Genomic DNA, 25,622 nt, shown 5'->3' with positions numbered 1-25,622 from the left:
GTTAGTGGGCCACGATTGACTACAGTTTGATTATATTGCTTCTAGTGGTTATTTTTGTGGTAAAGCTTGTCCATCAGCATAAATCTTTAAGTGAACCGAACTATTTAAAAAACTCAATCTACATATGTGTAAGCATTGAAAGTACTTATTTATTTAATCATTTATTATTAAATAATTGCTTTTATTATAAACATACTTAACTTGGTCAACTTATTTAACACTTTTATCATGCCGTAAATTTAGCTATCTGAACATTATGATCTTTCAAGCTCAATGTCCCCTCCTAGTAATTTTTTAACTTGAAACACTGCCGTCTTTAATAGGGAGCGTTTATGATAACCATGCCTCGTTTTTTTAATGTTTTTTGAACCGCATACCTTCTGGTAACTGATTGTTAAATTACGCGGATGACCTCGTCCCAAAAAGTTGTTCCTTTTTTGGGTAGCATAAATGAAACAGCGCGTTTAATACGAACGGTTTCGTAATATTACCTGCTGTCGTAAACACCATAGGCTAATATTTCATTGATTATTCAGCGAGTATGTTTAAGTAAGCTAGGTTACGCTTCACCGTCAGTTGCATTTGATGCACTTCACTCAACAGCAATGATTTCATGCATATTTATATCTATCACTAAATGTAACTTGTCAGACTCGCCGTTTCCATTAGTACAATGCTTCTTACTTTTCGTTTTTCTGCACCGTAGACTTTGAGCCTTGCAAAACCAATGGCTAAGTGGTGTATGCTTCCGTTAGTCTTCGTCTTGAGCGTGACGTTAACCGTTTTGACGCGTTTGTTCATGAATAAATAGTGAAAGCATGATAATGGCAATTGAGCAAATTTAAAAAAATTAATTAATTTTGCAGACTTCTCAATGGCATTAAAATACGCATTTAACCATGCAGACCATTATAACGGCTAAGTCACTAAATAAACGAAGTCTCCCATGATTCCTCTGCTTAGTTTAATTTCATAGCTGAATAGCTGCTTCATTAATCCAAAATGTGAGTGAGTCATAATTGGTTAAAATTTAATTATACTATTTTCAGTTAGTTGTTTTGTAGCGAAAATTGTTTATAAACCTGAATATTTCAGTTAGTCTCACTGTTTAAAATGCTGATTAAAAATTTCGTTCCCTGATTTAGGAAATAAAATCGGTTACCATAAACAAATGCCTCCTAGCAGAGACAGCAATGGTTTGAGTTGCAAAACTACTGGTAGGGACATCAGTCTAAAAAATAATTTCAATTGATCAGCTCCATATGGATATCGATGTAGCAGAATATCATTGAAGTAATTTCGTTAAAAATACAGTATTTACTCTAAATATTGATTCATTACTTTTCTTCTTATAACCCAATTTTCAACCTAACAAAGTAACTATGACAGGTGATAGATTGTAAGTGAACAATCCATAAGTAACGTTACTGCTAGAGTTAATATTGTTTACTAATAAAAATAATACATACTTAAATTATAGTCATAATCATCACAATAAAACAGTAAGTATGTGATGCTAAGTTCGCTTTAATGAATATAAAACCATATTTAGTAGTGAACTATTTTAATTATTTTGACCTACGCCAAACACCCTATATTCAGTTTGAGACTGGGCGCTATTTCATAGAGTGATCGCTCAGCTAACATTCCACTTACAATGTTATGATTGTGCTGTGCGCACATCCTGAACCAAATATTAGGTACTTAGATGGGAAGAATATTTCATGCTTGGGTGATTGTGCCAATCCTTGTCATTCGCGTTTCTGCGCATGCGGATGGGCTTGATGTTCAAAAGTTCAAATTTAGCCAATACGTCTCATATCAACAGACTATAATAAATAATAACAGCCCTATATTTGAACTATTGTCCATTCCTTCATTCCGTGCAATCAACGTTAGTCAACCTTATCAAACGCTTGCAAAACTTTATAATATTGCCCCTCAGGCACAGCAAGAACTTGAAAATCTCACCCATCAAATCGCTCATCACGTTAACGGTACAGTTCATTCCTCCGGTTTGAAAGAGAAAACGCGCGCAGAAGAAAAAATAGTTGGAGAACTTGCTGGAGACGCGTCTAAATTAACGGATATTGCCCGTATAACAGTGGAAGTCGATTCCGTTGAAGGACTAATAAGAGTGTACACCGAACTTACAGCTGCGGCGCGCACTCAAGAAGTTATAAATCGATTTCAATTACCAAAACCGTCAGGTTACCGTGACTTAAAAGTACTGCTGATGCTACCAGAATCTCAATTCATTGTCGAGGTTCAACTTCATTTAAAAGGCATCTTTGAGATTAAGAACGGTCAAGAACATAATATTTATCGCGAAATACAAATCATTGAACGCAATGCTGCTCTTCAAGACCGAATATTAAGTGAACATGAATTTGCTAGAATTGAGCATCTTCGTCAGCAATCTCGAGCACTGTATGACAATGCTTGGCAACATTATCAACTTATGAACATTGAAGTATAAAGGAAGGCTTCAATAAAGTAATAAAGCCCCTCAGGGATTACAATGACTAAATTGGCTAACTTATGCAATAATAAAAGTAGTAAATAAACTGATAAGCTAAGTATACCTAAAACAAGACTAGTCATCTAATAGTTCATTATATTGGAATTTGCTATCTAAATTTGAGTTAGGAAACAAAACTATGAAGCTTATTCATAGACCTGAGTATTGAAGGAAGCCTAGCTGTTTAGAGTGTTGATTGAAAATTTAATTTCATAATTTAGAAAATAAAACTGATTATCATAAACGGTTCCTAGCAGAGGCAGCACAGTTTGAGTCAAAAAACTACTCGGCAGGACAATTAATCGAAGCGATCACACAACTTAAGTTAGCGAAACCTACGCAATGATCAACGCGTTAAATAAGCTAATAAAACTAGGTGCACTTAACACGAAAGCGATTGTCTCTAGTGAATCATGCTTGAATTTGTCATTTAGACTTGAATTAGGAAACAAAGCCGACGGGAACAAGGAATAAAAAAGTCACCAGTTCTTAAGTTCATAGTATTATACATTGTAAGACTCTGGGTTATCTGATGGTACTGGCTTAAGCTGTGAGCTTTTAATAAACACGTGCTATACTCACAATACATTCATCATTTTTAAAAACTCATTTATTTTTTGTATTCATTCAACCATTGCTTAAGCACACCGAGATCATGGCTATAACTTGCTTGAATCTCATCGACCCAATCCGTAATGTTTTCCCACCATGCAGGAAGATCCGGAGATTGAGCCTTTTGAGCCACTTTCTGAATGTGTTTCAAACCAATAGAACATGCAGCACTTTTTATCTGGTGTGCCTTACTAGCAATACTTCTCTGATCTTTAGCTATCACATTGCTACCAAGAATTTGCAAGTATTCAGGCATCAACTTTTCAAACATAATAATGCTCTTATATACAGGTACAGGACCTACTATATCGACATAAGAACTCAACATTTCAAGATCCAATAATGTTGCATACAAATTATTGTTCAGTCGCTTTTGCCCAAGGACTACCGTCTGCTCTTTACTAAAATGACATTGCATAACTAAACGTTCAATAACGTCAACCACTGCGCTTACACTAATAGGTTTACTGATGGCATCGTCCATGCCTCTAGCAATATATTCTGTTTTATCTTTAATAACATTAGCGGTAAGAGCCACCAGAGGAGGTAATGATACATTACCATCACGCAATACCTTCACGATATCAAACCCTGTCATATCAGGAAGCTGAATGTCTAATAATAAAAGATCAAAATACGTAGTTGGGAGAATTTCCAGTGCTTTTTTTCCACATCGCGCAACAATCACCGTATGACCAAGGCCTTCCAGCAGATCTACCGTCACTGTAATGTTAAGTTCGATATCCTCAACAAGTAAGATTTTCAGTGGTATTTGCTCGACAATAATTATTCCTATATCTTTAGAAGGTTCAGACAAAGGCACACCCAAGGTAACGGTAAACGTACTCCCTTCACCAACTTTGCTATCTACAACAATATCGCCTCCCATCAAACGAGCAAGCTTTCTCGATACTGCCAATCCAATTCCCGTCCCTACTGCATGCAGGTTATTTTCTTCTTGCTGCACTTGATAGTACATCGCGAAGATCTTATTCTGTTCTTCAAGTGGAATGCCAATGCCACTGTCTCCCACATCAAATTGTAAGTGTGCGATATTATCCTTAACATTACACCTCGCCACAACGTTCACGATTCCTTGCTTAGTGAACTTCACGGCGTTACCCACTAAATTCCACAATATTTGACGAAGGCGCGTGGCATCAAGCATTACCGATGGAGGAAATAATGTGATTTTGTCTAGCGAAAAGCGAAGACCTTGCTGCTCAGCCATTAATCCGCTAATATTTTCAATTTCTGTCATAAAATCAAGTAAATCTATTGGTTGGGAAACCAACTCTAACTTACTACGATCATACTTATCTAAATCAATGATATCATTAAATATATTACCTAATGTAATAGCACTAACATGTATGGTACGTAAATAATCTGACTGCTCACAGGATAAACGAGTATCCAGCAACATACGACTCAAACCAACAATGCCATTTAGTGGCGTTCGCAATTCGTGGCTAATCGTGGAAATAAATGCTATTTTATCCTGATTCACTTTTTCTAGCTCATCTTGATAACGCTTACGTTCCGTTATTTCCCGACCAAATCCAACCAACCCCAATCGGAAACCATCTTGAGAGTAAAACGGTAGCTTTCGTAGTTCAAAATAGGCCTTCTGCCCGTCACTGTATATGAGCCATTGCTCATATGTAAGTGACACATTATTATCAAACACTTGTTGATCTGTTTCAACCACTTTACTGGCAATGTCTTTGCTATAAATATCCCAAGGCGTCAAACCAACGAGCTCACTCTCTCTTTTACCCGTTAAGTCTTCCATTGCTTTATTGCACCCTGAAAATTTACCTTTTTCATTACGGTAATAAATCAAGTCAGGTGACGCATCAATAAACGATCGAAGCAATGCTGTTTGCTCAGCTAATTCTAATTGTGCTTTTTCACGCCGATGTACTTCCTTTTTTAAAGAAAGTATCGCTGCTTTGCGCGCTACTTCTGCTCGTTTACGCTCCTCAATTTCTTGATTGAGCTGCTCAACATTATACGTCAGCTGACGATTTAACTCCATATCACGAAAGCGCATCTCTTCGAGCTTTTCAATAAATGTAGTAAGGTGCTGTCGTGATTTTTCAAGCTGATCAACAACGACAGACAGAAAATAGACAGCCCAAGGTGTGATAAGAAGACCGAAAATGACAAAACGAAGAATATCGTTATCATGAACACTACCATTAAGTACTAATGTAATAGTGACTTGCACTACAACAGCAAGCGCTATAAGCGCTAGGGCCAATAACATACTAAATCGAACAATGCCAAGTTTAACCAAAAGATTAACGTAGTATTGTGCCAAAAGTTTAATTTGCTTCATTGAACTTCCTAATCAACAGTGTAGAAGCAACATCACAGCGAGCGACATGAATAATCAAAAAAGGCATTCAAATACTGCAGATGTATCAATTTATTCACTGATTAGATTATGATTCTGTAGAAGTAATACCATTTGGCCATGCATGCTTTGCTAGATTATGTATTCAATAAGTTCATTATGATTTAAAAGTCAGACTCATATTCAATGAATTTACCAATGATTTTGTCATACGCTTCCGTTGACTTTTAATATCTGATCGTTTGTTTATGGTATCATTTCAAATAAATGTGAAGGATCAAGTTCTCCCTCTTAATGCATTACGTATAGAGCTTACCAACAATATCTTTGTTCTCAGGGAGAAATATTATATACATTAAAACTCTCTATACACCATAACGTCATTTTGAATCTGGATAATTCATTGAAAAATATATTAAGTATTTTTCTCATTACAAGCTTTGTTTTTCATTAAAGCTCAAGTAGCAAATTCCACATAATGCACGATTAAACAAGCGCTTTCATTTTAGGCATGCCTAACTCTGTTAGCTTATTTAACGTTTTTATCATTGCGTAGATTTCACTAATCTGGGCATTGTGATCCCTGAAGCCCAATATCTCTCCAAATCGTTTTTCACTCAAAACATTACCGTCTCTGATAGAGAACGTTTATGGTAACCATACCTCATTATTTTTCAATGCTGATTGAAACTGTATAATTTTTGATAACTAACCGCTAAATTAAACGGGTGATCTCGTTCCTAAAAAATTATTCCTTCTTTTGGTGAGATCAATGACTAAATTTTAGATGGACCCTTTCGTCTTCATCTTGGATGAATTTTATTTCCTAAATCAAAAAGCTTGACTATTAATCTATGCTTTAAATAGCTAGGTTCATTTAAATATTCAAGCCTATGACATTTTTTATCTGAACTCACATTAAAAAATAAAGCTAAACTATTATTACTGTTAGGCTAAAGTCATTAAAACTAGTAATAAACGGAGATAACAACAAGATAAAAAACCACTCTTCACTTTCATTGACTGAATGAGGATTATGTAGTTAGATAATTAATACATCGAGTACTTTATATTGGCAAATGAGGCTAAGACTAAGAAAAGGATTAAAGGGGTCTTTACCAAGGTTAGAGAAGCATTCAAATTCAGCATGGACACTAGCATAAGCAATATTAATAAGCTCAGCTTCGCGTTCAATCAACCAAACCAAACTTGCATCAAAAAATAAGAAAATACAGCTAGCATAGGCATTTAATCTTTTCGTAGCATTAACTCATCGACTATCAGTCATGGGAAATCGTATAAGCATAGCAATATTTTATGGTCATCGCTTCACGCGTGTCACCAACCAAAGTTTTAAACAACTGCTTCACATCACTTGAATAAATAAAATTATATCCTATATTCTGCAATTTAGTTGACATTAATACCATCGTTTTAGCCTTCTAGTTTTGTGTGGAACCTCTCTGAACTTTGCATTGTATGTTTCACCCATAAAAAGGCATTGCAATTGTCACAAATTCTTTCATTGCACATCTATAAACATTGCGCTTAAATGACACCACTTGCCTTACAGGATACCAATAACTCACCCAGCGCCAACCATCGAATTCAGGTATACTTCCACGCTGCACATTCACTTTAGACTCGACACATTCCAATTTCAACAAAAACCATTTTTGTTTTTGTCCAATACACACTGATTTTGCATTCCACCGAACTAAACGTTTTGGTAACTTATAATGTAACCAATAACGGCTTATCGCCATAATTCGCACATCTTTTTCAGACAGTCCAACTTCTTCATATAGCTCACGAAACATGGCTTGTTCAGAAGTTTCTCCGTCATCAATACCACCTTGAGGAAACTGCCAAAAGTGTTGTCCGCATCGACGAGCCCAGAGGACCTGACCGTAGATATTACAGATAATAATCCCTACATTAGGCCGGTAGCCATCGCCATCTATCACTGGACAACCTCAAATATAAATATCTATTAATAGTTATTTAATCACACTATACGAACAGTGGTAAATAAACATTACGTATGAAATCACACGCATGTTTATTCGCTAATTTTGTAGACAAACTTGTGCAGACTTACCTTTCACATAGTTTATTTCATCCCAACTAAACTAATTTGAACATGTAGGATTAAACACCTGAAACATCTGATGTATTCGGACGCTAATGAGTGGTTTTATTTTTTAATCCGTATTCAACGCAACAAGTCATAGTTAACTATTAGATGAGAGCTTTCATTTCAAGCATACTGAGCACTCTTAACGTCTTTAACGCTTTTATCATGGCTTCAGTATCACGAATCTAAATATTATAACCTCTTCGGCTCTATGTCCTCCAAGCAGTTTTTTGACTCGGAACATTGCCGTCTCTGATAGGGAACGTTTATGGTTACCATACTTAGCTCCCCCCAAAGTTACTCCTTTTCTTGACAAATCAAATGGAACTGCTCATTTAACACAAACAGTTTCGTAACATGGTTTAATGTCGCACATACCACGACCTGATATATTATGGATTACTCAGCGGATTTATCCGAGTCCATTAAATAGCACTTCATCGTCAGTCACATTGGATGCACTAAACTCAGCAGCAATAATTTCATATATATTTATATTTACCGCTAAATATAACTTGTGTGAAATTTTTCGTTCCCCATCAGTGCCAAGCTTTTTTACTTTTCGTTCTCCGGCACCGTAGACTTCTAAACCCGTAGAATCAATAGCTCAGTGTTGAATGGTTCTTTTAGTCTTCGTCTTAAATGCAAGAAGAATCGTTTTAATTCGTTTACTAGCGCACAAATAATGATGGCATGACAACGGCAGTTGAGCAAGTTTGAAAATGGAAGTAATGAATCCTTGTGGCTCTATTGCCTAATTCGAGTTCAAATAGCAAATCCCAACACCATGAACGATTAAGCAATCGCTTTTGTTTTAGGCTGACCGGACTAAGTATGCCTACAGTCAATACAATTGTTTAATGATGAATTATGTTAAAATTTATTATTTTAACTTGCATTAGGAAACAAAGTCACTTTTGTGCATAATGAATATCCAATTTATAAAAAAATTTAACTGAACATGGATTTAGTATTTATTGAACAACTTGAAGTTATTACCACTATAGGTGCTTATAGCTGGGAGCAGCACATCAAACAAAAACTTATGTTTGATATCGAACTAGCCCATGACAATAAGCCTGCTGCAGCAAGTGATAATGTAGGTTTTACGCTAAACTATGCTGCTGTTAGTGAGGCAGTGATTCAGCATATTGAGCAGGGACATTTCTTGTTAGTTGAACGTGTTGCAGAAGAAGTTGCATTTTTGATTCAAACGCAATTTTCAGTGCCTTGGATCCGTGTAAGGGTCAGCAAACCGGGTGCAGTACCACAAGCTCGCACCGTAGGTGTGACAATTGAACGAGGTACAAGATAGCACTAGGAATAGAGACGCAGGTATTGGTAATCGTAGGATACAATGTTGACCACAAATACTATATTTTTTACAGGGCTTGCCGCACTGAGCATGCTTAATCCGCATTGTCATTGTTCTCAGATTTTTGAAGCTGTACTGCTGATTTTTGGTGGCCCTAATTTTTATAACCTTGTCATTGAGCATCATACCAAACTGACGTTTGAAGGAAGTAAAGTTATACTGCGCAAAATAAAGCCGCAATGTGGAAGTGAACCTAAAAGAGTAAGGTGTCGTGATCGTACGTTAGATATTGATCTGCTGACGTATGGTGATGCAATGCGCTCATAAGGTTCAAAGTTTCCGTGAAAAGATATGTATAAATTTGCTTTCACAGGCGATCAGCCGTTATGGCCGGTTACTAATTTCTCCATGTCGTGATTTTTTTAACGCTATAAGTGATTATTTATGAGCATATTTGAAGCCTCTATGCTGGCTTTAATTCAGGGGCTAACAGAATTCCTTCCTGTTTCTAGCTCCGCACACCTTATTCTCCCTTCAATAATTTTAGGGTGGCAAGATCAAGGCATTGCATTCGATGTAGCTGTGCACATGGGTACACTCTTTGCGGTTGTTAGCTACCTTCGTAAGGAAGTTACACAGCTATTGGGGGCTTTTTTTCGTTCAATTTTTAAAGATGAACGCTCCGCTGATGCTACTTTGGCATGGATGATTGTGCTGGCTACCATTCCGACCTGTATCTTCGGTTTATTTATGAAAGATATAATCGAAGTCTATTTACGCTCTGTGTGGGTAATTACAGTGACCTGTGTTATTTTTGGTTTATTACTATGGTGGGTGGACAGCAACGCGAAATGCAACATTGACGAATACAAAACCACACCAAAGTCGGCATTATTAATTGGTTTGTGGCAAGCTCTAGCGATGATTCCTGGTACGTCTCGCTCTGGAGCAACCATAACCATGGCTTTGTATCTAGGGTATACTCGTGAAGCAGCTGCACGTTTCTCATTCCTGATATCGATTCCTCTTATCACCATTGCAGGTTGTTACCTCGGCCTTGGCTTAGCAAATAGTGATGTTCCTGTGATGTGGGAGCCAATCTTTGTGGGCGTCCTTGTTTCATTCGTGTGTGCGTATATTTGCATTCACTGGTTCTTGCAGATCGTGATGACGATGGGTATGAAGCCGTTCATTATTTACCGTATTTTGCTAGGCGTTAGCTTAGCGGTATTTTTGATGATACGATAACTAAAGAGAACTTTATGTCTCCAATCATCAATGATACAATCTGAAGAGTCAAGTGCATTTGCATACTTAGGTCTCTGTGTAAACTTGAATACAAAATAACTAACTGGAAGTAGTATAATCAATTGTAGTTCACTGACATTCTGAATTGTTGAAAAAGCCAATTAGCTATGGAATTGGATCAAACAGGATAATCGTGAAAAACTTTTTTATTTAATGACTTAGCCATTACGATGACTTTCATGGTTAAACGCGTATTTTCAACGCCATTAAGAGGTCTGCAAAAATTCATTAATTCTATTTTTTAAATTTGTTCAGCTGCCATTATCATTCCCTCACTATTTATACGTTAGCAAACAAAAACAGTTAACGTTGAGTTCAAAACGAAGATTCCAGTAACTATCCAACACTTAACTATTGGTTTTATTGAGCTAAAAGTTACGGTGAAGACGAGTGAAAAGTAAAAAGCATAGCATTAGCAGCAACTGGTTAGTCTGACTCAAATTACATTTCGCAACAGATATAGATACGCATAAACTCACTTTTGCTGAATCAAGTGTAACTGACGGTAAAATGCTACCTAATTTGCTCCAATAAACCTACTGAAAAACCCATAAAATATCAAGCTATGGTGCCTACGACCCCAAAAAATATTACGCAACCTTCGTATTAAATGAATGGTTCAAATCAACATTAGAAAACGAGGTGTGGTTACCATAAACGTTTCCTATCAGAGACAGCAATGTTGCGAGTCAAAAAACTATTCGGAGGAACATTGAGCTTAAGAGATTACAATGCTCAGATTAGCAAAATTTACGCCATGGTAAAAACGTTAAATAAGCTGACAGAACTAAGCATGCCTAAAATACAAAAAATTATGCAACCAACTATCACTGGGGTTTGAATACCCCAATCACTCGTGTGTCAGGATCTTCAGAAATATGCTCCACTTTCTCTTCCGTAAGCGGTGATCTGCGGTTCAAATACCCGCATTTAATGCAATCGATGACTTTCACATGGGGGTCTTTCCACCAACGCAGCGTATCACTTCCTTGACACAATGGGCAGATAGCACCCGCAATAAAATATTTCTTGCTCATGTTCTCCCCCCCTATAACTCTTAAGTCACACCAAACGGTGTTTATTCTCGATTCCAACTTTTGTGACGTTCGGTGTCCCCTTTCATCTCAAGGTCAAACAATTCCTCAAGCTCCAAACGGGCTTCTTTAGTTCGTGACGAAGCTGATACATCCTCACTGTGATGGGGTTGCATCTCATGCAATCGCGTCTCATCCAATTTTTTAAAAAAGGTCTCAGCACGTTTTGCTTTATATGGGTGCATACCCAAGGCAATTAATGTCTGCTTACCCAAGTCCAGTGCACTTAAAAAAGTTTCTCTCGCGAATCCATCCACATTGTGACCTAGCAGTTGATTAGCTTCAACACGACTTCGGGCTCGTGCAAACACCTGTAAATTTGGAAAATACTGTTGGCAAAGCTCAACAATTTCAATTACTTCTTCAGGCGAATCAGTACACACAACAATCACTTCCGCCGTTTCTGCTCCTGCCGCTCGCAACAAATCAAGCTGAGTAGCATCTCCATAATACACTTTGTAGCCAAACTTACGAAGCAGTGCAATTTGAGAAGGATCGCGTTCCAGGATCGTTAGTTTAATTTTGTTAGCAAACAATAAGCGTCCAACCATTTGTCCGAAACGACCAAAACCTGTTATAATAACACGTCCACATTCTTGATCAAATATCTGATTTGCAGGTTCTGCAATATCAGCATTAAAAGTACGTACAAACCAAATTTTTTGCAGCGTTAAAATAATAGGTGTGGTCATCATCGACAAACTCACTATTACCAGCAAAAAAGCATTTAGTGACGGATTAAGTAATCCTTCTCCTCGCGCAGCGGTAAAAAGAACAAACGCGAATTCACCACCTTGGCTAAGCAATATAGCCACTTGACTGCGTGATCTTTCGCTACCGCCAAACGCCCTCATTAAGCCATAAATAATCATAAATTTTATGCCAATGAGTGCCATGACAGCACCAAAAATTTCAAAAAAATATTTGAACAACAGACCCATATTAACTGCCATGCCCACGGCAATAAAGAACAATCCAAGCAATAGTCCTTTGAACGGCTCAATCGCAATTTCTAACTCGTGACGATATTCGCTTTCAGCAAGCAGCACACCAGCAAGAAATGTTCCTAGCGCCATAGACAGCCCGAGCGCTTGCATGCCTAGTGCAATGCCAATGACCAACAATAAAGCAGCGACGGTAAACATTTCTTTGACGCGACTAGTCACGACCCAACGAAGTAAAGGACGCAATAAATAGTGACCACCGATAAGCAATGCGGCAACAGCACCAAGCATAATACCCACGTCGATCCAACTACCTTCAGCTCCACCAACTAATGCAGGCAAGGTAGCAAGCATTGGGATCACGGCAATGTCTTGAAATAATAGAATAGCAAACGCCGATTGCCCGGCTTCACTACGCATAAGGCGTTGTTCTTCAATGATCCGCATTGCAATCGCTGTTGAAGAAAGTGTAAACCCCATACCTACGACTAAAGCATCAATGCGGCCAATACCAAAGGCCATCACCACACTACCAATCACCACACAACTGATAAATACCTGACTGCCACCAAGTCCCAAAATGGGTCTGCGCATTTGTAATAATTTTTTAGGATTCAGTTCTAAACCGATCAAAAACAGAAGCAAAACAACACCTAACTCTGCAAAGTGTAAAATAGCTTCAACATCGCTGATAAGACCTAAGCCCCACGGTCCAATAATAATGCCTGCTATCAAATATCCCAGCACAGAACCAATACCTAGATGCTGCGCCAACGGTACAGCCATAACAGCAGCAGCAAGAAAAATAAGTGCATCCATCAGATAATTGTGCCCCATCACACCACCACCAGAACAGGATTACAAAGCCAATCGGCGTAATATGCAGCGTGCACAGAACGAGTATCATCCGTTACACGACGTGCCCAGTGGAGTATCAGAGGCTCAACCCAGCACATTTGACACAATAAAACAGTTAATTCAAAAGGCTGAAGCAACTCTTTCATACTGTATTTGTTATAGCCCGTTTGGCTGAAAGCCTTTGCTGCACCACCTGTAGTTACAATAAATCGACAAATTTTTCCTGCCAATGCACTACCACCCCCGTGAGCAAAACCCTTACCAAGCACTACATCAATCCATTCTTTTAATAAAGAGGGGCAGGAATACATTTGTAATGGGTGTTGAAATACAATTACATCATGAGAGAGAAGCAGTTCACGTTCATAGTGAACATCAATAATAAAATCCGGGTATGCAGCATAGAGATCATGTACTGTAACATCACTACATTGACGGGCAGATGCAATCAAAATCTTATTTGCTACCGACTCATGAGGGTCAGGGTGGGCAAACAGCACCAAAACTTTAGACCGGGAACATGTTGCCTTGTTGATTTCCATTTCGCAGCAATATCCTTTTTACCAAGTAAATGGTTCTTTTTATAATACCATTATGATGACATCTAATGCCTGTTTTGAGGTGCTTTCTGTTATATTTTTCTCATCAGGTAACTTTGTTTCCTCATTCAAGTTCAGATAGCAAATCCCAACATGATGAACATTTAAACAATGCTTTTATTTTAGCTATACCTAGCTCTGTCATATTATTCAACACTTTTACCATGCCGTGAATTCCGCTAATCCGAGCATTATGATTTCTTAAGCTTAATGTCCTTCCTAGTAGTTTTGTGATTCAAAATCATTGCCTCCTTTGATAGGTAACGTTTACGGTAGCTATACCTCCCTTTCTAATGCTAATTAGAACCGCATAACTGTTAGTAACTGACTGCTAAATTGCGAAGATAATTTCATTTTTAAAAATTTGCTGCTTTTCGTGGTAGCATGGGTGGAACCGCTCGTTTAATACAAACGGGTTCGTAATATTATCTGGTGTCGTAAGCGCCATAACTGATATTTCATTGATTTTTCAGCGAGTCTGTTGGAATAAGTTAGGTAGCACTTCACTATCAATCACATTTGATGCACTTAACTCAGCAAAATGATTTCATACGTATTGATATCTGCCTCTAAATATAACTTACGCCATACTCGTCGTTTTTCATGAGTACTATGCTTTTTTACTGTCCATTCTCCTTCATCATAAATTTTCAATCCCGTAGAATCAATGGCTAAGTGCTGGATATTCCCTTTATTCTTCGTCTAGAGCATGACATTAACCGTTTTAGCTTGCTTGCTAATACATGAACAATGAGGGTATGACATTGGCAGTTGATCAAGTCTGAAAATAGAATTAGTTAATCCTTGCTAACCTCTCAGTGGTATTGAAAAGACGCATTTAACCATGAGAGCCATCGTAATGGCTAAGTCGTTAAATAAACGAGGTCTCCCACAGATTACACGACTTAATTTGGTTCCATAGCTGAATGGCTGTTTCATCAATCCAAAATATTAATGAGTCACAATGAATTAAAGCTTGATTATACTGTTTCCAGTTGGTTATTTTGTAACGAACCTTTTTCATAAACTTAAATATTTAAGTGAGCTTAGCTGTTGAGAGCGTAGGTTAATAATTTAGCAAACAAAGCCGTTTTGAGTCAAAAGACTCCTCGGAGAAACATTAAGCCTAAGAGATGACAACGCCCAAGTTGGCTAACCTGCGCCACGATACAAGCGTTAAATAAGCCAACAGAATTAGGAAACAAAGCCTAAATGAAGTCCAAAGAAAAAATGATAGAAGAATTAATCAAACTTGCAGCTCAAATTGGGGAATTATTACAAGACGCGGGTGGAACAGTCACGACGGCAGAATCTTGTACCGGTGGTGGCATATCTTATTTCCTGACAGAAGTTGCGGGAAGTTCTGCTTGGTTTGATCGTGCCTTCGTGACATATAGCGATGATTCTAAACAAACATTAGTTGGCGTACAACAAGCAACTCTTGATGCGCATGGCGCGGTAAGTGAAGAAGTTGTAGCTGAGATGGCAAATGGCGCTTTAGCAGTTGCTAATGCTGATTATTCGCTGGCCGTTAGTGGTTTAGCGGGACCTACGGGAAAGAATGACGAGAAACCTATTGGTATAGTCTGTTTTGGCTGGGCAACAAAAGTAGAGGTTGTAACAGAAACGTGTTTATTTAATGGAGATAGACATATAATCCGCCTTAATACGATTATTCATAGTTTATGTCATCTGCAATCTTATCTTACGAGTCAAAAATAAGGACCATACTACACAAAAAATAAAAATTTTAAATAGAACTAAATACTGTGTAAATAAAAGCAGGCTTAGTTACCATTGATAAAACATTATTAAAATACATATTACTGCTGTTAAAAAACCAAATTAACAAAGAATACACGTGGTGATTATAGGTTAAATCAAAAACCACTCATCAAGGATCGATCATGTGTTTTGGCAATGATCACACCATGAACATTAAAACTGTATCTATAGGTTCTTCGTTTCTGGATGTAGCATTAAGGAAATTTAATTTCTTAATTCAAGTTCAGACAACATGTTCTATTCTAGCATGATTTATGATCATACAATCGCTTTCATGTTAGGCATACTTAGCTCAGTCAGCTTATTTGGCGCTTTTATCATGGCGTAGGCTTCACTAATCTGAGTATTCTCAGCACCTAGATTCAATACCCCCAGTGGTTTCTTAACTCAAAACATTGCCGTCTTTAATAAAAAACGTCTTTGGATAAGCTTCGCAACCAAACAATCAACAGAAAATAGTATAATCAAGCTTTAATTAATCATGACTCACTAACATTTTGGATTGACGAAACAGCCATTCAGCTATGGAATTAAACTAAGCAGAGTTATTTTGGGAGGCTTCATGTATTTAACGACTGAGCCATTACGACGGTCCCATAGTTAAGCGCATATTTTCAATCCCGTTACCTGGCCTATAAGGACTCATTAATGCCATCTATAAATTTGCTCAACTGTCGTTGTCATACCCATACCCTGACTGTTCATGCATTAGCAAACGGTTAACATTACGTTCAAGACGAAGACTGAAGGAACCATTTAACGATAGATATAAATACACATGCAATTATTGCTGTTGAGTTAACTTAATCAAACGTGACTGACAGTGCAGTGCTACCTAACTTACTCCAACAGACCGCTGCAAAATCAATGCATATCAGGCGATAGCGTTTACAGTACCAGACAATGTCACAAAGCCATTCGGATTAAACGAGCGGTCCCACTCATCCCACTCAGAAAAAAATAACTTTTGGATAATGAGATTATCCGCATAGTTTAGCAGTTATTTGCCAGAAGTTATGCTGTTCAAATTGGCATTAGGAAACGAGGTATTAATACCATACATATTCCCTATCATAGACGGCAGCAGTTCGAGTCAAAAAGCTACTCGGAGAGACTTTAAACCTCAGGGATCACAATGCTCAGATTAGAGAAACTTACGCCATGATAAAAGCGTTAAATAAACTAATAAGATTAAGTATATCTCAAACTAAAGTGATCGTCTACTAGCTAATCATGTTGAAATTTGCTCTCTGACGCAAATTAAAAAACAAAACTACGATTACGGTTACGATTACGATGACTTTACGTTTCTTTATGACAAAATAAATTTCAAAATTTTCCAAAAAATTTAAGAGGACTAGTAAAAGGTCTAATAATATTTTCATGCTTTATCAAGATCTGAGAACGTTAACACTAGAATAAAGCCTGATGTTGTAGATGAAATCAGTCTCTGGTGACAACGTATTCAATGCATGGGAATCACTGACGAGAAAAACAGCTACGGCAACCAAAATTAGTCCAAAGCTACAGCATTTTTTTGAAAAAAGCAGACATAGTGCTAACATACACAACATCTCCAGCGTATCATCTGGGCACAGGAAACAACTTTAGTTTGACTACCGCAAATTTCAATGCAGGCTACTACATGCAAGTCGAAGTGGCAACCAAAGTAAAAGACTCAACAAACCAAACTTTAGCTGGTGAATACATGCGATTTATTTTGAGTGATGAATTCCAGGACCTAATCTCAACTAGGGACTGGATGTATCCAGTTACTAATATTAAATTATTTGATAATTTTAATATTTTATCTATGCAAGTCAATAGCTGGCTAGGGACACCAAAAATATGGCAGATAAGAGTCGCCATTAGATCCTAGAATGGCAATTATCCCTAGTGAACAAATTTTATGCTAAACTCATCTAAAATATGGCCAGGTATAGTTTCGGCGGTGTTGATAGCGGTGCTAATTAACGCCGCTCTGTTTTTTTTGCTCGCACAATCGCGATCTTTGAATATCGCATCCTTATGGCAAGATCCTTATCTTCAGTATGTCACCGCATTCAGCTTAAAACAGGCTTTTTTTTCAACATTGCTCTCGGTCGGTTTAGCTATACCGGTTGCTCATGCTTTGTCTCGACGTCGCTTTGCAGGTAAGGAACTACTACTTAAACTGTTCTCTATGACTTTGGTGTTACCTGTTCTTGTAGGTGTATTTGGCATCCTTTCTATCTATGGAAAAAGTGGCTTACTTTCCGATATACTTCTAATATTTGGCTTAAAATGGAATATTAATATTTATGGGTTATCTGGAATTTTACTTGCACATGTTTTCTTTAACTTACCTTTTGCCACCCAACTATTAGTACAAGCTTTGAATCAGATTCCATGTGATCAACGCCGACTGGCGTATCAACTTGGTCTACAAGGCTGGCACCAATTTAGATTAATAGAATGGCCATATTTGCGTTTACAGTTATTCCATGCTACTGGTTTAGTTTTTATTCTATGCTTTACCAGCTTTGCAACAGTAATGGCTTTAGGTGGCGGTCCAAGTGCAACCACGATTGAGCTTGCAATCTATCACGCTATTCGTTTTGATTTCGATTTACAAACGGGTGCACTTTTAGCACTCTGGCAATTACTGCTTTGTGGTACTTTTCATCTTATCGTACAATGCGCCACCAAACCCATTGCAATACAGGGCAAAGATATTAATATCATCTTACCTCCGAGGTTAGATAGCTTTGGTGAAAAAATGTGGAATTATTTTTGGATTGGCGCAGCTGTGTTGTTGGTTATTCCCCCATTGGCCATGATTATTATAAGTGGCGTAAACTCAAGTGCTCTGTCGATACTTAAACAATCAGCAATTTGGAATGCCACTATAACTTCACTGATGTTAGCAACATGTTCAGCCATAAGCGCATTATCACTTGGCACAACTATAATACTTACCAGTAGATCTTGGCGGCTGTTGGGTAAATCAATACGCGCCAACGGCATAGAAATCATAGCATCCCTTGTGCTGGTTGTACCAGGCAGCGTGCTTAGTACTGGACTTTTCCTGATGCTACGCAGCTATATTGATGTGTTCAATTCTGCTTTTTGGTTAATACTTACCGTTAACACCATGATGGCATTGCCCTATGTAGTTAAAATATTGAGCCAACCTGCGTATCAACTTGCTCAGCAATACCATGGTCTCTGTTGTAGCTTAGGGCTTAAAGGCCTCAATCAATTAAGACTTATCGAATGGCAAGCATTGAGAGCCCCCATTGCACGGGCACTTGCCATCAGCTTTGTACTTTCTACCGGCGATCTTGGTGCTATCGCTTTAGTTGGCAGTAAAGACTTCGAAACACTACCTTTATATCTATTTCGCCTGATGGGCAGTTATCAAATGGATGCAGCAGCAGCAGTCTCTCTGATCTTATTCACTGTTAGCTTAGGCTGTTATGCACTCATAGAAAAAATTACCACATGGAAATCATATGCTTAACGTCAGTGCATTATCATACCAATATCAGGCAGAAACATTATCATTTTCTTTCTCACTTTCATCAGGCTCGGTCACCGCAATTTTAGGGCCAAGCGGCGCTGGTAAAAGTACCTTGCTTGCGCTGTTGTGCGGACTCCTCACACCAAGTGATGGTAAGGTATTGTTTGACGATCAAGAATTTACTAGAATGCCAGCACACGAACGTCCTCTCTCAATATTATTCCAAGAGCATAACTTATTCAGTCACTTAACTGCTTTTAATAATATTGCACTCGGTATTGATCCGACTCTATCTCTAACAGACCACCAAGAATTAACCGTACAACAAACTGCAAAAAATATAGGTATTGAAACCTATCTGAATCGTCTCCCGGGTCAATTGTCTGGTGGGCAAAAGCAACAAGTCGCACTTGCTCGTTGTTTTGTGCGTTATCGCCCACTTTTACTTTTGGATGAACCTTTCTCCGCCCTAGATCCAGCACTACGTCACAATATGCTCAAGCAAGTGAAGGCACTAACTCAGCAATACAGCACCACCATTTTAATGGTGACGCATCACCCTGAAGACGCAAAAGCCATTGCTGACACTGTACTGTTTATTGATAAAGGTAAAGTAGCTTATCAGACCGACATTTCAGCCTTGGACGATCTTTGTTTCCTAAATGAGAGAACAATCATTAATCTATGCTCTAAACAGCTAAGTTTTAACTTTGTTTCCTAATGCGAACTCAGATAAAAAATTTCAACATAATGAACTATGGCAGCAAACCAAACAGAGCAATAGGGGGGGAGATTTCATTTATTTAGTAACTTCTCCATTGCGAAGATTCCCATAGTTAAACTTCTGCTCTTAATGCTGTTGAGAAGCCTGCCTAGATTCATGAATTTTGCTTTCAAGTTTGCTCCACGGCTGTTATCATGCGTGTATTAGCAAACGCACCAAAAAATTAACATCGTGTTCAAGACGTAAATTAAATGAACCATCCTGCACTTAGCTATTGATGCGACTCATTTGGAAGCCTATAGTAAGATAGAATAACAAGCAAAAAAAACATTGTACTGACAGTAAAAATAGAGTTTAGTATAAGTTGCATTTAGTAGTAGGTATAAATACGCATGCAATCATTTTTAACAAACAGTTCCACTCATCTCACCAAAGAAATACGCGGCTTTTGGGGAAACAAGATTATAGAATTCAAATCAGCATTGGGAAACGAAATATAATTACCATAAACGTTTTCTATCAGAGACACTAACCTTTCGAGTCAAAAACTACTTGGAGGAATATTGAGTTTAAGGTATTATAATCCCCAAGTTAGTCTTTCATTTCCTAAATAATAAAATTAAAGTATTAATCTACGCTCTAAATAGTTAAGTTCACTTAAATATTTCAGTCTCTTTACAAACTTCGTTACAAAGTAACCAACTTGAAGCAGTATAATCAAATTTTAATTAATCGTGACTCCCTAACATTCTGGATTAATAGAGAAGGCATCCAGCTATGGAGACAAACTAAGCAGAGTAGTCATAGGGGACCTCGTTTATTTAGCACCTTAGCCATTACAATAGCTTTCATGCTCAAACACATATTTTCAATACCATTAAGAAGTTTGCAAGGATTCATTCATTTTATTTTGAAACTTGCTCAACTTCTATTATTATACCCTCACTATTCATGCATTAGCAAGCGTACCAAAACAGCGAACGTTGTACTCGAAACGAAGACTAAAGGAACAACTCAGTACTTAGCCATTAATTCTACGGGGCTAAAAATCACGATGAAAAATAACAAATAAAAAAAGCACAGTACTGACGATAAGCGTTGAGTCTGGTGCAAGTCACATTTAGCGGTAGACATTGATACACATGCAATAATTGCTCTTGGATTGAGTTCATCAAATGTGACTAGCAGTGAAGTGTTACCTAATTTACTCAAACAGACCCGACAAAGAATCAATGCAATATCAGGCTATAGTATTTACGACACTAAACACTGTTACAAAACTGTTTCTATTAAACGAATGGTTTCACTCATCCCACCAAAAAGGAGCAACTTTTGGGGCACGCGGTCATACGCGTAATTCAGAGGTCAGTTACCAGCAATTATACGGTTCATGTCAGCATAAAGAAACGAAGTATGGTTACCATAACTGTTCCCTATCAGAGACGGCAATCTTTCAAGTAAAAAACTACTCGAAAGGACATTGAACCTGAGGGCTCATAAAGCCAAGATTAGCGAGACCTACGCCATAATAAAAGAGTTAAATAACATAGTCAGTTAAGTATACATAAAACGCACGCGATTATCTAATAGTGTATCATATTGGGATTTGCTATCTAAACTCGAAGGAGGAAACAAAGCCCATTCTCAATAAAAGTGAGCATATTTTTTGAATATAAATGAAATTAAACGACAGCTTCAATTACTTGCAGGTCTGATATCAATGTTATTACTCACCGCTTGTGAGTGGCATTACGACAACAGAACTAAGCTTGAGCAAATCCGCGATAGCGGTGTCTTACGGGTGGGTACGCTTAACAATCAATTATCTTATTACATCGGTTTTGATGGCCCAACCGGATTCGACTTTGAACTTGCTACCCGGTTTGCCGATAGCCTCGGTGTAAAACTTGAAATGCAGCCAGCTTATACATTATCCGATCTTTTCCCTACACTTGAACGAGGGGATGTCGATATTATTGCAGCGAGTTTAACCATTACTGAAAATAGGATGGAGCACTTTCGTCCAGGTCCTGCATACTACTTTGTCAGTCAACAACTGGTGTATAAAAATGGTCATTGGCGTCCTCGTAACCTTACCGAACTAAATAAAGATGGAGCACGCATTGCCGTCGTTGAAGGTTCAAGCCACGCCATAACTTTGGAAAATATTCAACATGAATTCCAAGATCTTACCTGGGACAGCATCAAAGATACTGATGACGATGAGCTACTTAAGCAAGTCGCTGATGGTCAACTAGATTTTACCATTGCTGATTCTGTCGAAATCGCACTTATCCAGCGCACACACCCCACCATTACTGTCGCTATTGAGCTCGCTGAAGATGAGCCCGTAGCATGGTTTATGAAAAAAAGTCAGGATGATAGTGTTTACGCGCTGATGATTGAGTTTTTCGGTGAACAAAACCAAAGCGGTAAATTGGCAGCACTGGCAGAAAAGTATTTTGGGCATGTCGATAGTTTTGACTTTGTTGATACGCGTGCATTTTTACGTGCTATCAATAGTAAGTTACCTAATTGGGAACCATTATTTAAAAAATATGCTGATGAATTTGATTGGCGTTTACTTGCTGCGCTCTCTTATCAAGAATCACATTGGGATCCTCTGGCGGTCTCTCCAACTGGCGTTCGCGGCATGATGATGCTAACATTGCCCACAGCCCAATCTATGGGTGTGACCAATCGGCTTAACCCTGAGCATAGCATTCGCGGTGGTGCACAATACCTTCGTAAAATGATGAATCGTGTACCAGACAGCATCCATGAACATGAACGCATTTGGTTTGCTCTTGCATCCTACAACATCGGATTCGGTCATATGATGGATGCTAGACATCTTACAAAAGCTCAAGGAGGTAATCCAGATGCATGGGTAGATGTTAAACAGCGGCTTCCATTACTGGCCAATCGGCAATACTACATGCAAACTCGTTATGGTTATGCACGAGGTTATGAGGCCAAAAACTATGTAGAAAATATACGTCGTTACTACCAAAGCATCATTGGCCATGAACAAAATAAAGGAATGGTGATCCACAGCGAAGAGGCGGATAATGCTAACGATTGGCAAACGATTAAGGTTACAACAAAACAGACCACAGTAGATAAAACGGCAATCATAATCAATGCAGTCATCACAGAATAGCCATAAAACATAGAGCCTTTAGTATAAAACGAGTCATTATCAAGGTGCTGCGAACAGAGGTAAAAAATTTATTTCTTAGTTCGAGTCAAGCAAGATAACAAATCTCAACATGATGCACCATTAAACAACCGTTTGCGTTTTGGGCATACCTAGCTATATCAACTTATTTAACGCTTTTATCATGATGTTGATTCTTCGACGGATCTATTCGAGCAAGTTAAGTACCAATACACCATTAGTCACATTTAACTCAGCAGCATTGATTTCATGCGTACTTACATCTATTCCTAAATGTCACTTATACCGGACTCTACATTTTTCATCAGTGCCATACTTTTTCACTTTTCATTCTCCAGTGCCATAGATTTTTAGCTCTGTAGAATTAATGGCTGAGCTCGGGATGATCCCTTCAGTCTTCGCCTTGAACGTGACGTTAACCGTTTTAGCTCGTTTGCTAATGCATGAATAATGAGGGAATGTGAGAATGATAACGGCAGTTGAGCAAATTTAAAAAACAGAATTAATGACTCCCAGCAGACCTCTTAATAACATTAAAAATACGCTGTTAACTATAATAGCCATCGTAATGGTTAGGGCGCTGAATAAAGATGGTTTCCCATGATTACCCCCGCTTAGTTTAATTCCATAACTGAATGACTTCTTCATTGATTCAGAATTTTAGTAAGCCACGATTGATTAAAATTTCATTATACTGCTTCTGTTAGTTGTTTTGTAATTCAGTTTGTTCATAGATCTAAATATTTAAACCAGCCTAGCTGTTTTAGAGAGTAGATTGATAATGTAGTTCCCTGATTGAGGAAACAAAGCTATCCATAACATAAAAAAATTTTATTTATAACGATAAAATAGAAGCTGTTATCAAACTTTACGCACAAAAATAAGTTGTCATTATTAACAATGCTAAGGCTTTAGATGGCCCTCTAGACCGTTCAAATGCTAACACAGTATTTAATATCATGAGTAGCGATACATCAACAGAGACATACGTCACTGTTTGCGACCCTGAACTCATCCAAAATTCTCCTGCTCCCCTCGCCATTTGTTCAATTATCGCAATGTATAGAGCAACAGGAATCATCAGCAAGCAAGGTTAGGTAGTAATAAAAAGAAAATAATGACATTCGCAGCCCCAATCAATGAGGGCAGCCACTACAGCATCACATCATTAGGACTTTGCCAAAAAGCAATACTATAGAGAATGGGAGCCACAAAAAATTGAGCAAACCTAGAATTAATCTTTCTCTCGGCAATATGAAAAATACATCGTTAAACAATGAACAAAAGAGACCCACTAAGATAAAATCAGATAAGTATAGCTAGTGGTTTCTCCCCACAACCCGACAATAGCCATCATCAGCATAATCGTTACAGGTTTGAAAAGATACAATTGATCGCGCAGTCCTTTATAAGCGGCATGGATGTGCAGGGCATCTGAATAGCAAGCAACAAACTAACTCAACATGTCTTTATTCCCTTAAGATAATCCCCACGTAATTTTGAGATAACAAGCATAAAGCCTCCCGCATAAGTTTCAGAGATGACCAGCGCACTAAAAACAATGATGATCCACTTGTCACGTGAATACACATCAATGAGCATACATGCCAATAACCTCAAATCTATATAAGCATTCACTTATTAGTCCTAGTCAGTTTAATGCTTGACTTCTTTGATTGAAATGAATACGAGATACTCCCAGCCAGCAAGATGATACAATTACAGTATTGCATATACTCGACTGAGCATATGTTGCTACGTTAGTTAACAACAATTCCAATAATAATTTATTTTTAGAGTATCAGATATTCTTAAAGTTCATCAGACCTTCTATCACCCGCGTTAAATATCGTCACTTTGGCGGAGGTAATACCTCCTTGATTATTGATCATAAAGGGCTTTATGCCCTACATCAACTTGAACCATGCATAAAAATTTTATTTCCTACACCAAGAAACTACATGGCTTTGGTATACTTCAGAGCCCCGATTAAAGACAAGTATTGCATTCGCATTTGGTTGCCATAAAAGAAAGACTTTCAATATTTATCCCTATAGATTATTTATATTCAACCTTGAATTTTGGTGTATAGATAGTTTTAATGTATACTGTATTTTTTCTAAAATAAGCACATTGTTCTACGCTCTATATGTAACATATTGAAATTTTTTGTACCTGCTTGAAACAACTTAATAAAAAAATAATGAGAGACTACAAACCAGCTGAAATGCAAGAGATAGGTAATGGGGCACTTATTGAAATTTTATTTTTATTCAAGTTTAGATAGCAAATTCCAACATAATTCACTATGAGTCCATCGCTTTCGTTTTGAGCATATCTAGTTCAGTCAGTTTATTTAACGTTTTTATCATGACATAAGTTTCTCTAATTTGAGAAATGTGATCCATTAGGTTAAGATCCCCCCTTCAGTAGTTTTTTAACTCGAATCATTGCTGGCTCTACTAGGGAACATTTATGGTAACCGGCTTTATTGCCTAAATCAGGAAGCTAAATTTTTAATCAACACTCTAAGCAACTAAGCAACTAAACAACTAAGCAACTAAGCAACTAAGCAACTAAGCAACTAAGCAACTAAGCAACTAAGCAACTAAGCAACTAAGCAACTAAGCAACTAAGCAACTAAGCAACTAAGCAACTAAGCAACTAAGCAACTAAGCAA

At 37.8% G+C, this 25,622-nt stretch carries 15 protein-coding genes and 8 pseudogenes; 12 read left to right on the top strand and 11 right to left on the bottom strand.

The genetic code is table 11. From position 1 onward, the window contains the following. Window positions 1-167: 167 nt before the first annotated feature. A pseudogene (locus BTN50_RS11210) lies at window positions 168-1,030 on the bottom strand (IS5 family transposase). Between the two features lie 678 nt (window positions 1,031-1,708). Here BTN50_RS11210 and BTN50_RS05305 point away from each other — a divergent pair. Further along, entirely contained in the window at window positions 1,709-2,479 is a 771-nt protein-coding gene (locus tag BTN50_RS05305; RefSeq protein WP_096619291.1) for a nucleotidyltransferase family protein, read from the top strand. A gap of 652 nt (window positions 2,480-3,131) precedes the next feature. Here the strand turns inward: BTN50_RS05305 and arcB are convergent. The 4 genes and pseudogenes from arcB to BTN50_RS11200 form a co-directional block, all read right to left on the bottom strand. Then, complete coding sequence (gene arcB / locus BTN50_RS05300; protein ID WP_096619290.1) at window positions 3,132-5,477, bottom strand: aerobic respiration two-component sensor histidine kinase ArcB; 2,346 nt, start codon at window positions 5,475-5,477, stop codon at window positions 3,132-3,134. A gap of 504 nt (window positions 5,478-5,981) precedes the next feature. Next, a pseudogene (locus BTN50_RS11205) lies at window positions 5,982-6,271 on the bottom strand (IS5/IS1182 family transposase); the annotation flags it as partial. Window positions 6,272-6,979: 708 nt separating this feature from the next. Further along, window positions 6,980-7,462, bottom strand: a complete 483-nt coding sequence (gene rppH / locus BTN50_RS05295) for an RNA pyrophosphohydrolase (RefSeq protein WP_096619289.1) — start codon at window positions 7,460-7,462, stop codon at window positions 6,980-6,982. 384 nt (window positions 7,463-7,846) lie between these two features. Then, a pseudogene (locus tag BTN50_RS11200) lies at window positions 7,847-8,374 on the bottom strand (transposase); the annotation flags it as partial. 213 nt (window positions 8,375-8,587) lie between these two features. On the opposite strand from BTN50_RS11200, the gene folB reads away from it, so the two are divergent. From folB to BTN50_RS05270, 4 genes and pseudogenes are all read left to right on the top strand, one after another. After that, window positions 8,588-8,947, top strand: coding sequence for a dihydroneopterin aldolase (gene folB, locus BTN50_RS05285; RefSeq protein WP_190319738.1), 360 nt, complete (start codon window positions 8,588-8,590; stop codon window positions 8,945-8,947). A gap of 42 nt (window positions 8,948-8,989) precedes the next feature. Next, the gene (locus BTN50_RS05280) at window positions 8,990-9,274 is read left to right on the top strand and encodes a 2-amino-4-hydroxy-6-hydroxymethyldihydropteridine diphosphokinase (protein WP_096619286.1); all 285 of its coding nucleotides are present in this window, start codon (window positions 8,990-8,992) and stop codon (window positions 9,272-9,274) included. A gap of 117 nt (window positions 9,275-9,391) precedes the next feature. Beyond that, complete coding sequence (locus BTN50_RS05275; protein ID WP_096619285.1) at window positions 9,392-10,195, top strand: undecaprenyl-diphosphate phosphatase; 804 nt, start codon at window positions 9,392-9,394, stop codon at window positions 10,193-10,195. A gap of 74 nt (window positions 10,196-10,269) precedes the next feature. Continuing rightward, window positions 10,270-11,096: pseudogene (locus BTN50_RS05270) on the top strand (transposase). Here the strand turns inward: BTN50_RS05270 and BTN50_RS05265 are convergent. The 4 genes and pseudogenes from BTN50_RS05265 to BTN50_RS10435 form a co-directional block, all read right to left on the bottom strand. Beyond that, window positions 11,083-11,292 (bottom strand): YheV family putative zinc ribbon protein, encoded by a 210-nt coding sequence (locus BTN50_RS05265; RefSeq protein ID WP_096619284.1) that lies wholly within the window; start codon window positions 11,290-11,292, stop codon window positions 11,083-11,085. The pseudogene BTN50_RS05270 and the gene BTN50_RS05265 overlap by 14 nt on opposite strands. 41 nt (window positions 11,293-11,333) lie before the next feature. Next, entirely contained in the window at window positions 11,334-13,130 is a 1,797-nt protein-coding gene (gene kefB, locus BTN50_RS05260; RefSeq protein ID WP_096619283.1) for a glutathione-regulated potassium-efflux system protein KefB, read from the bottom strand. Continuing rightward, complete coding sequence (kefG, locus tag BTN50_RS05255; RefSeq protein ID WP_096619282.1) at window positions 13,130-13,693, bottom strand: glutathione-regulated potassium-efflux system ancillary protein KefG; 564 nt, start codon at window positions 13,691-13,693, stop codon at window positions 13,130-13,132. Before kefG ends, kefB begins: the two co-directional genes overlap by 1 nt. A gap of 121 nt (window positions 13,694-13,814) precedes the next feature. Next, a pseudogene (locus BTN50_RS10435) lies at window positions 13,815-14,774 on the bottom strand (IS5 family transposase). A gap of 209 nt (window positions 14,775-14,983) precedes the next feature. Here BTN50_RS10435 and BTN50_RS05245 point away from each other — a divergent pair. The 7 genes and pseudogenes from BTN50_RS05245 to mltF all read left to right on the top strand — a co-directional run bounded on the left by BTN50_RS05245 (window position 14,984) and on the right by mltF (window position 22,924). Continuing rightward, a complete protein-coding gene (locus tag BTN50_RS05245) occupies window positions 14,984-15,472 on the top strand; it encodes a nicotinamide-nucleotide amidohydrolase family protein (protein ID WP_096619538.1) in 489 nt (162 codons plus the stop codon). Between the two features lie 537 nt (window positions 15,473-16,009). Beyond that, a pseudogene (locus tag BTN50_RS05240) lies at window positions 16,010-16,762 on the top strand (transposase). Between the two features lie 328 nt (window positions 16,763-17,090). Continuing rightward, a complete protein-coding gene (locus BTN50_RS05235; RefSeq protein WP_150137124.1) occupies window positions 17,091-17,414 on the top strand; it encodes a hypothetical protein in 324 nt (107 codons plus the stop codon). A gap of 30 nt (window positions 17,415-17,444) precedes the next feature. After that, on the top strand, window positions 17,445-19,037 hold the full coding sequence (gene thiP, locus BTN50_RS05230; RefSeq protein ID WP_096619280.1) for a thiamine/thiamine pyrophosphate ABC transporter permease: 1,593 nt from the start codon (window positions 17,445-17,447) through the stop codon (window positions 19,035-19,037). After that, window positions 19,030-19,758, top strand: a complete 729-nt coding sequence (thiQ, locus tag BTN50_RS05225) for a thiamine ABC transporter ATP-binding protein (RefSeq protein WP_096619279.1) — start codon at window positions 19,030-19,032, stop codon at window positions 19,756-19,758. The genes thiP and thiQ overlap by 8 nt, the downstream gene beginning before the upstream one ends. Window positions 19,759-20,422: 664 nt before the next feature. After that, a pseudogene (locus BTN50_RS05220) lies at window positions 20,423-21,348 on the top strand (IS5 family transposase). Between the two features lie 79 nt (window positions 21,349-21,427). Then, a complete protein-coding gene (gene mltF / locus BTN50_RS05215; RefSeq protein ID WP_096619278.1) occupies window positions 21,428-22,924 on the top strand; it encodes a membrane-bound lytic murein transglycosylase MltF in 1,497 nt (498 codons plus the stop codon). Between the two features lie 207 nt (window positions 22,925-23,131). Here mltF and BTN50_RS11195 read toward each other — a convergent pair. Both BTN50_RS11195 and BTN50_RS11190 read right to left on the bottom strand, forming a co-directional pair. Continuing rightward, window positions 23,132-23,674 (bottom strand): annotated as a pseudogene (locus tag BTN50_RS11195) (transposase); the annotation flags it as partial. A 136-nt stretch (window positions 23,675-23,810) separates the two neighbouring features. After that, a complete protein-coding gene (locus BTN50_RS11190; protein ID WP_256386964.1) occupies window positions 23,811-24,023 on the bottom strand; it encodes a lysoplasmalogenase family protein in 213 nt (70 codons plus the stop codon). Window positions 24,024-25,622 lie beyond the last annotated feature (1,599 nt).

Origin of the sequence: Candidatus Enterovibrio altilux (assembly GCF_002381345.1) — a bacterium.
GTDB classification, from domain to species: Bacteria; Pseudomonadota; Gammaproteobacteria; order Enterobacterales; family Vibrionaceae; genus Enterovibrio; species Enterovibrio altilux.
The sequence above is the reverse complement of the archived record's forward strand: the minus strand, read 5'-3'. Positions and strand labels throughout refer to the sequence as shown.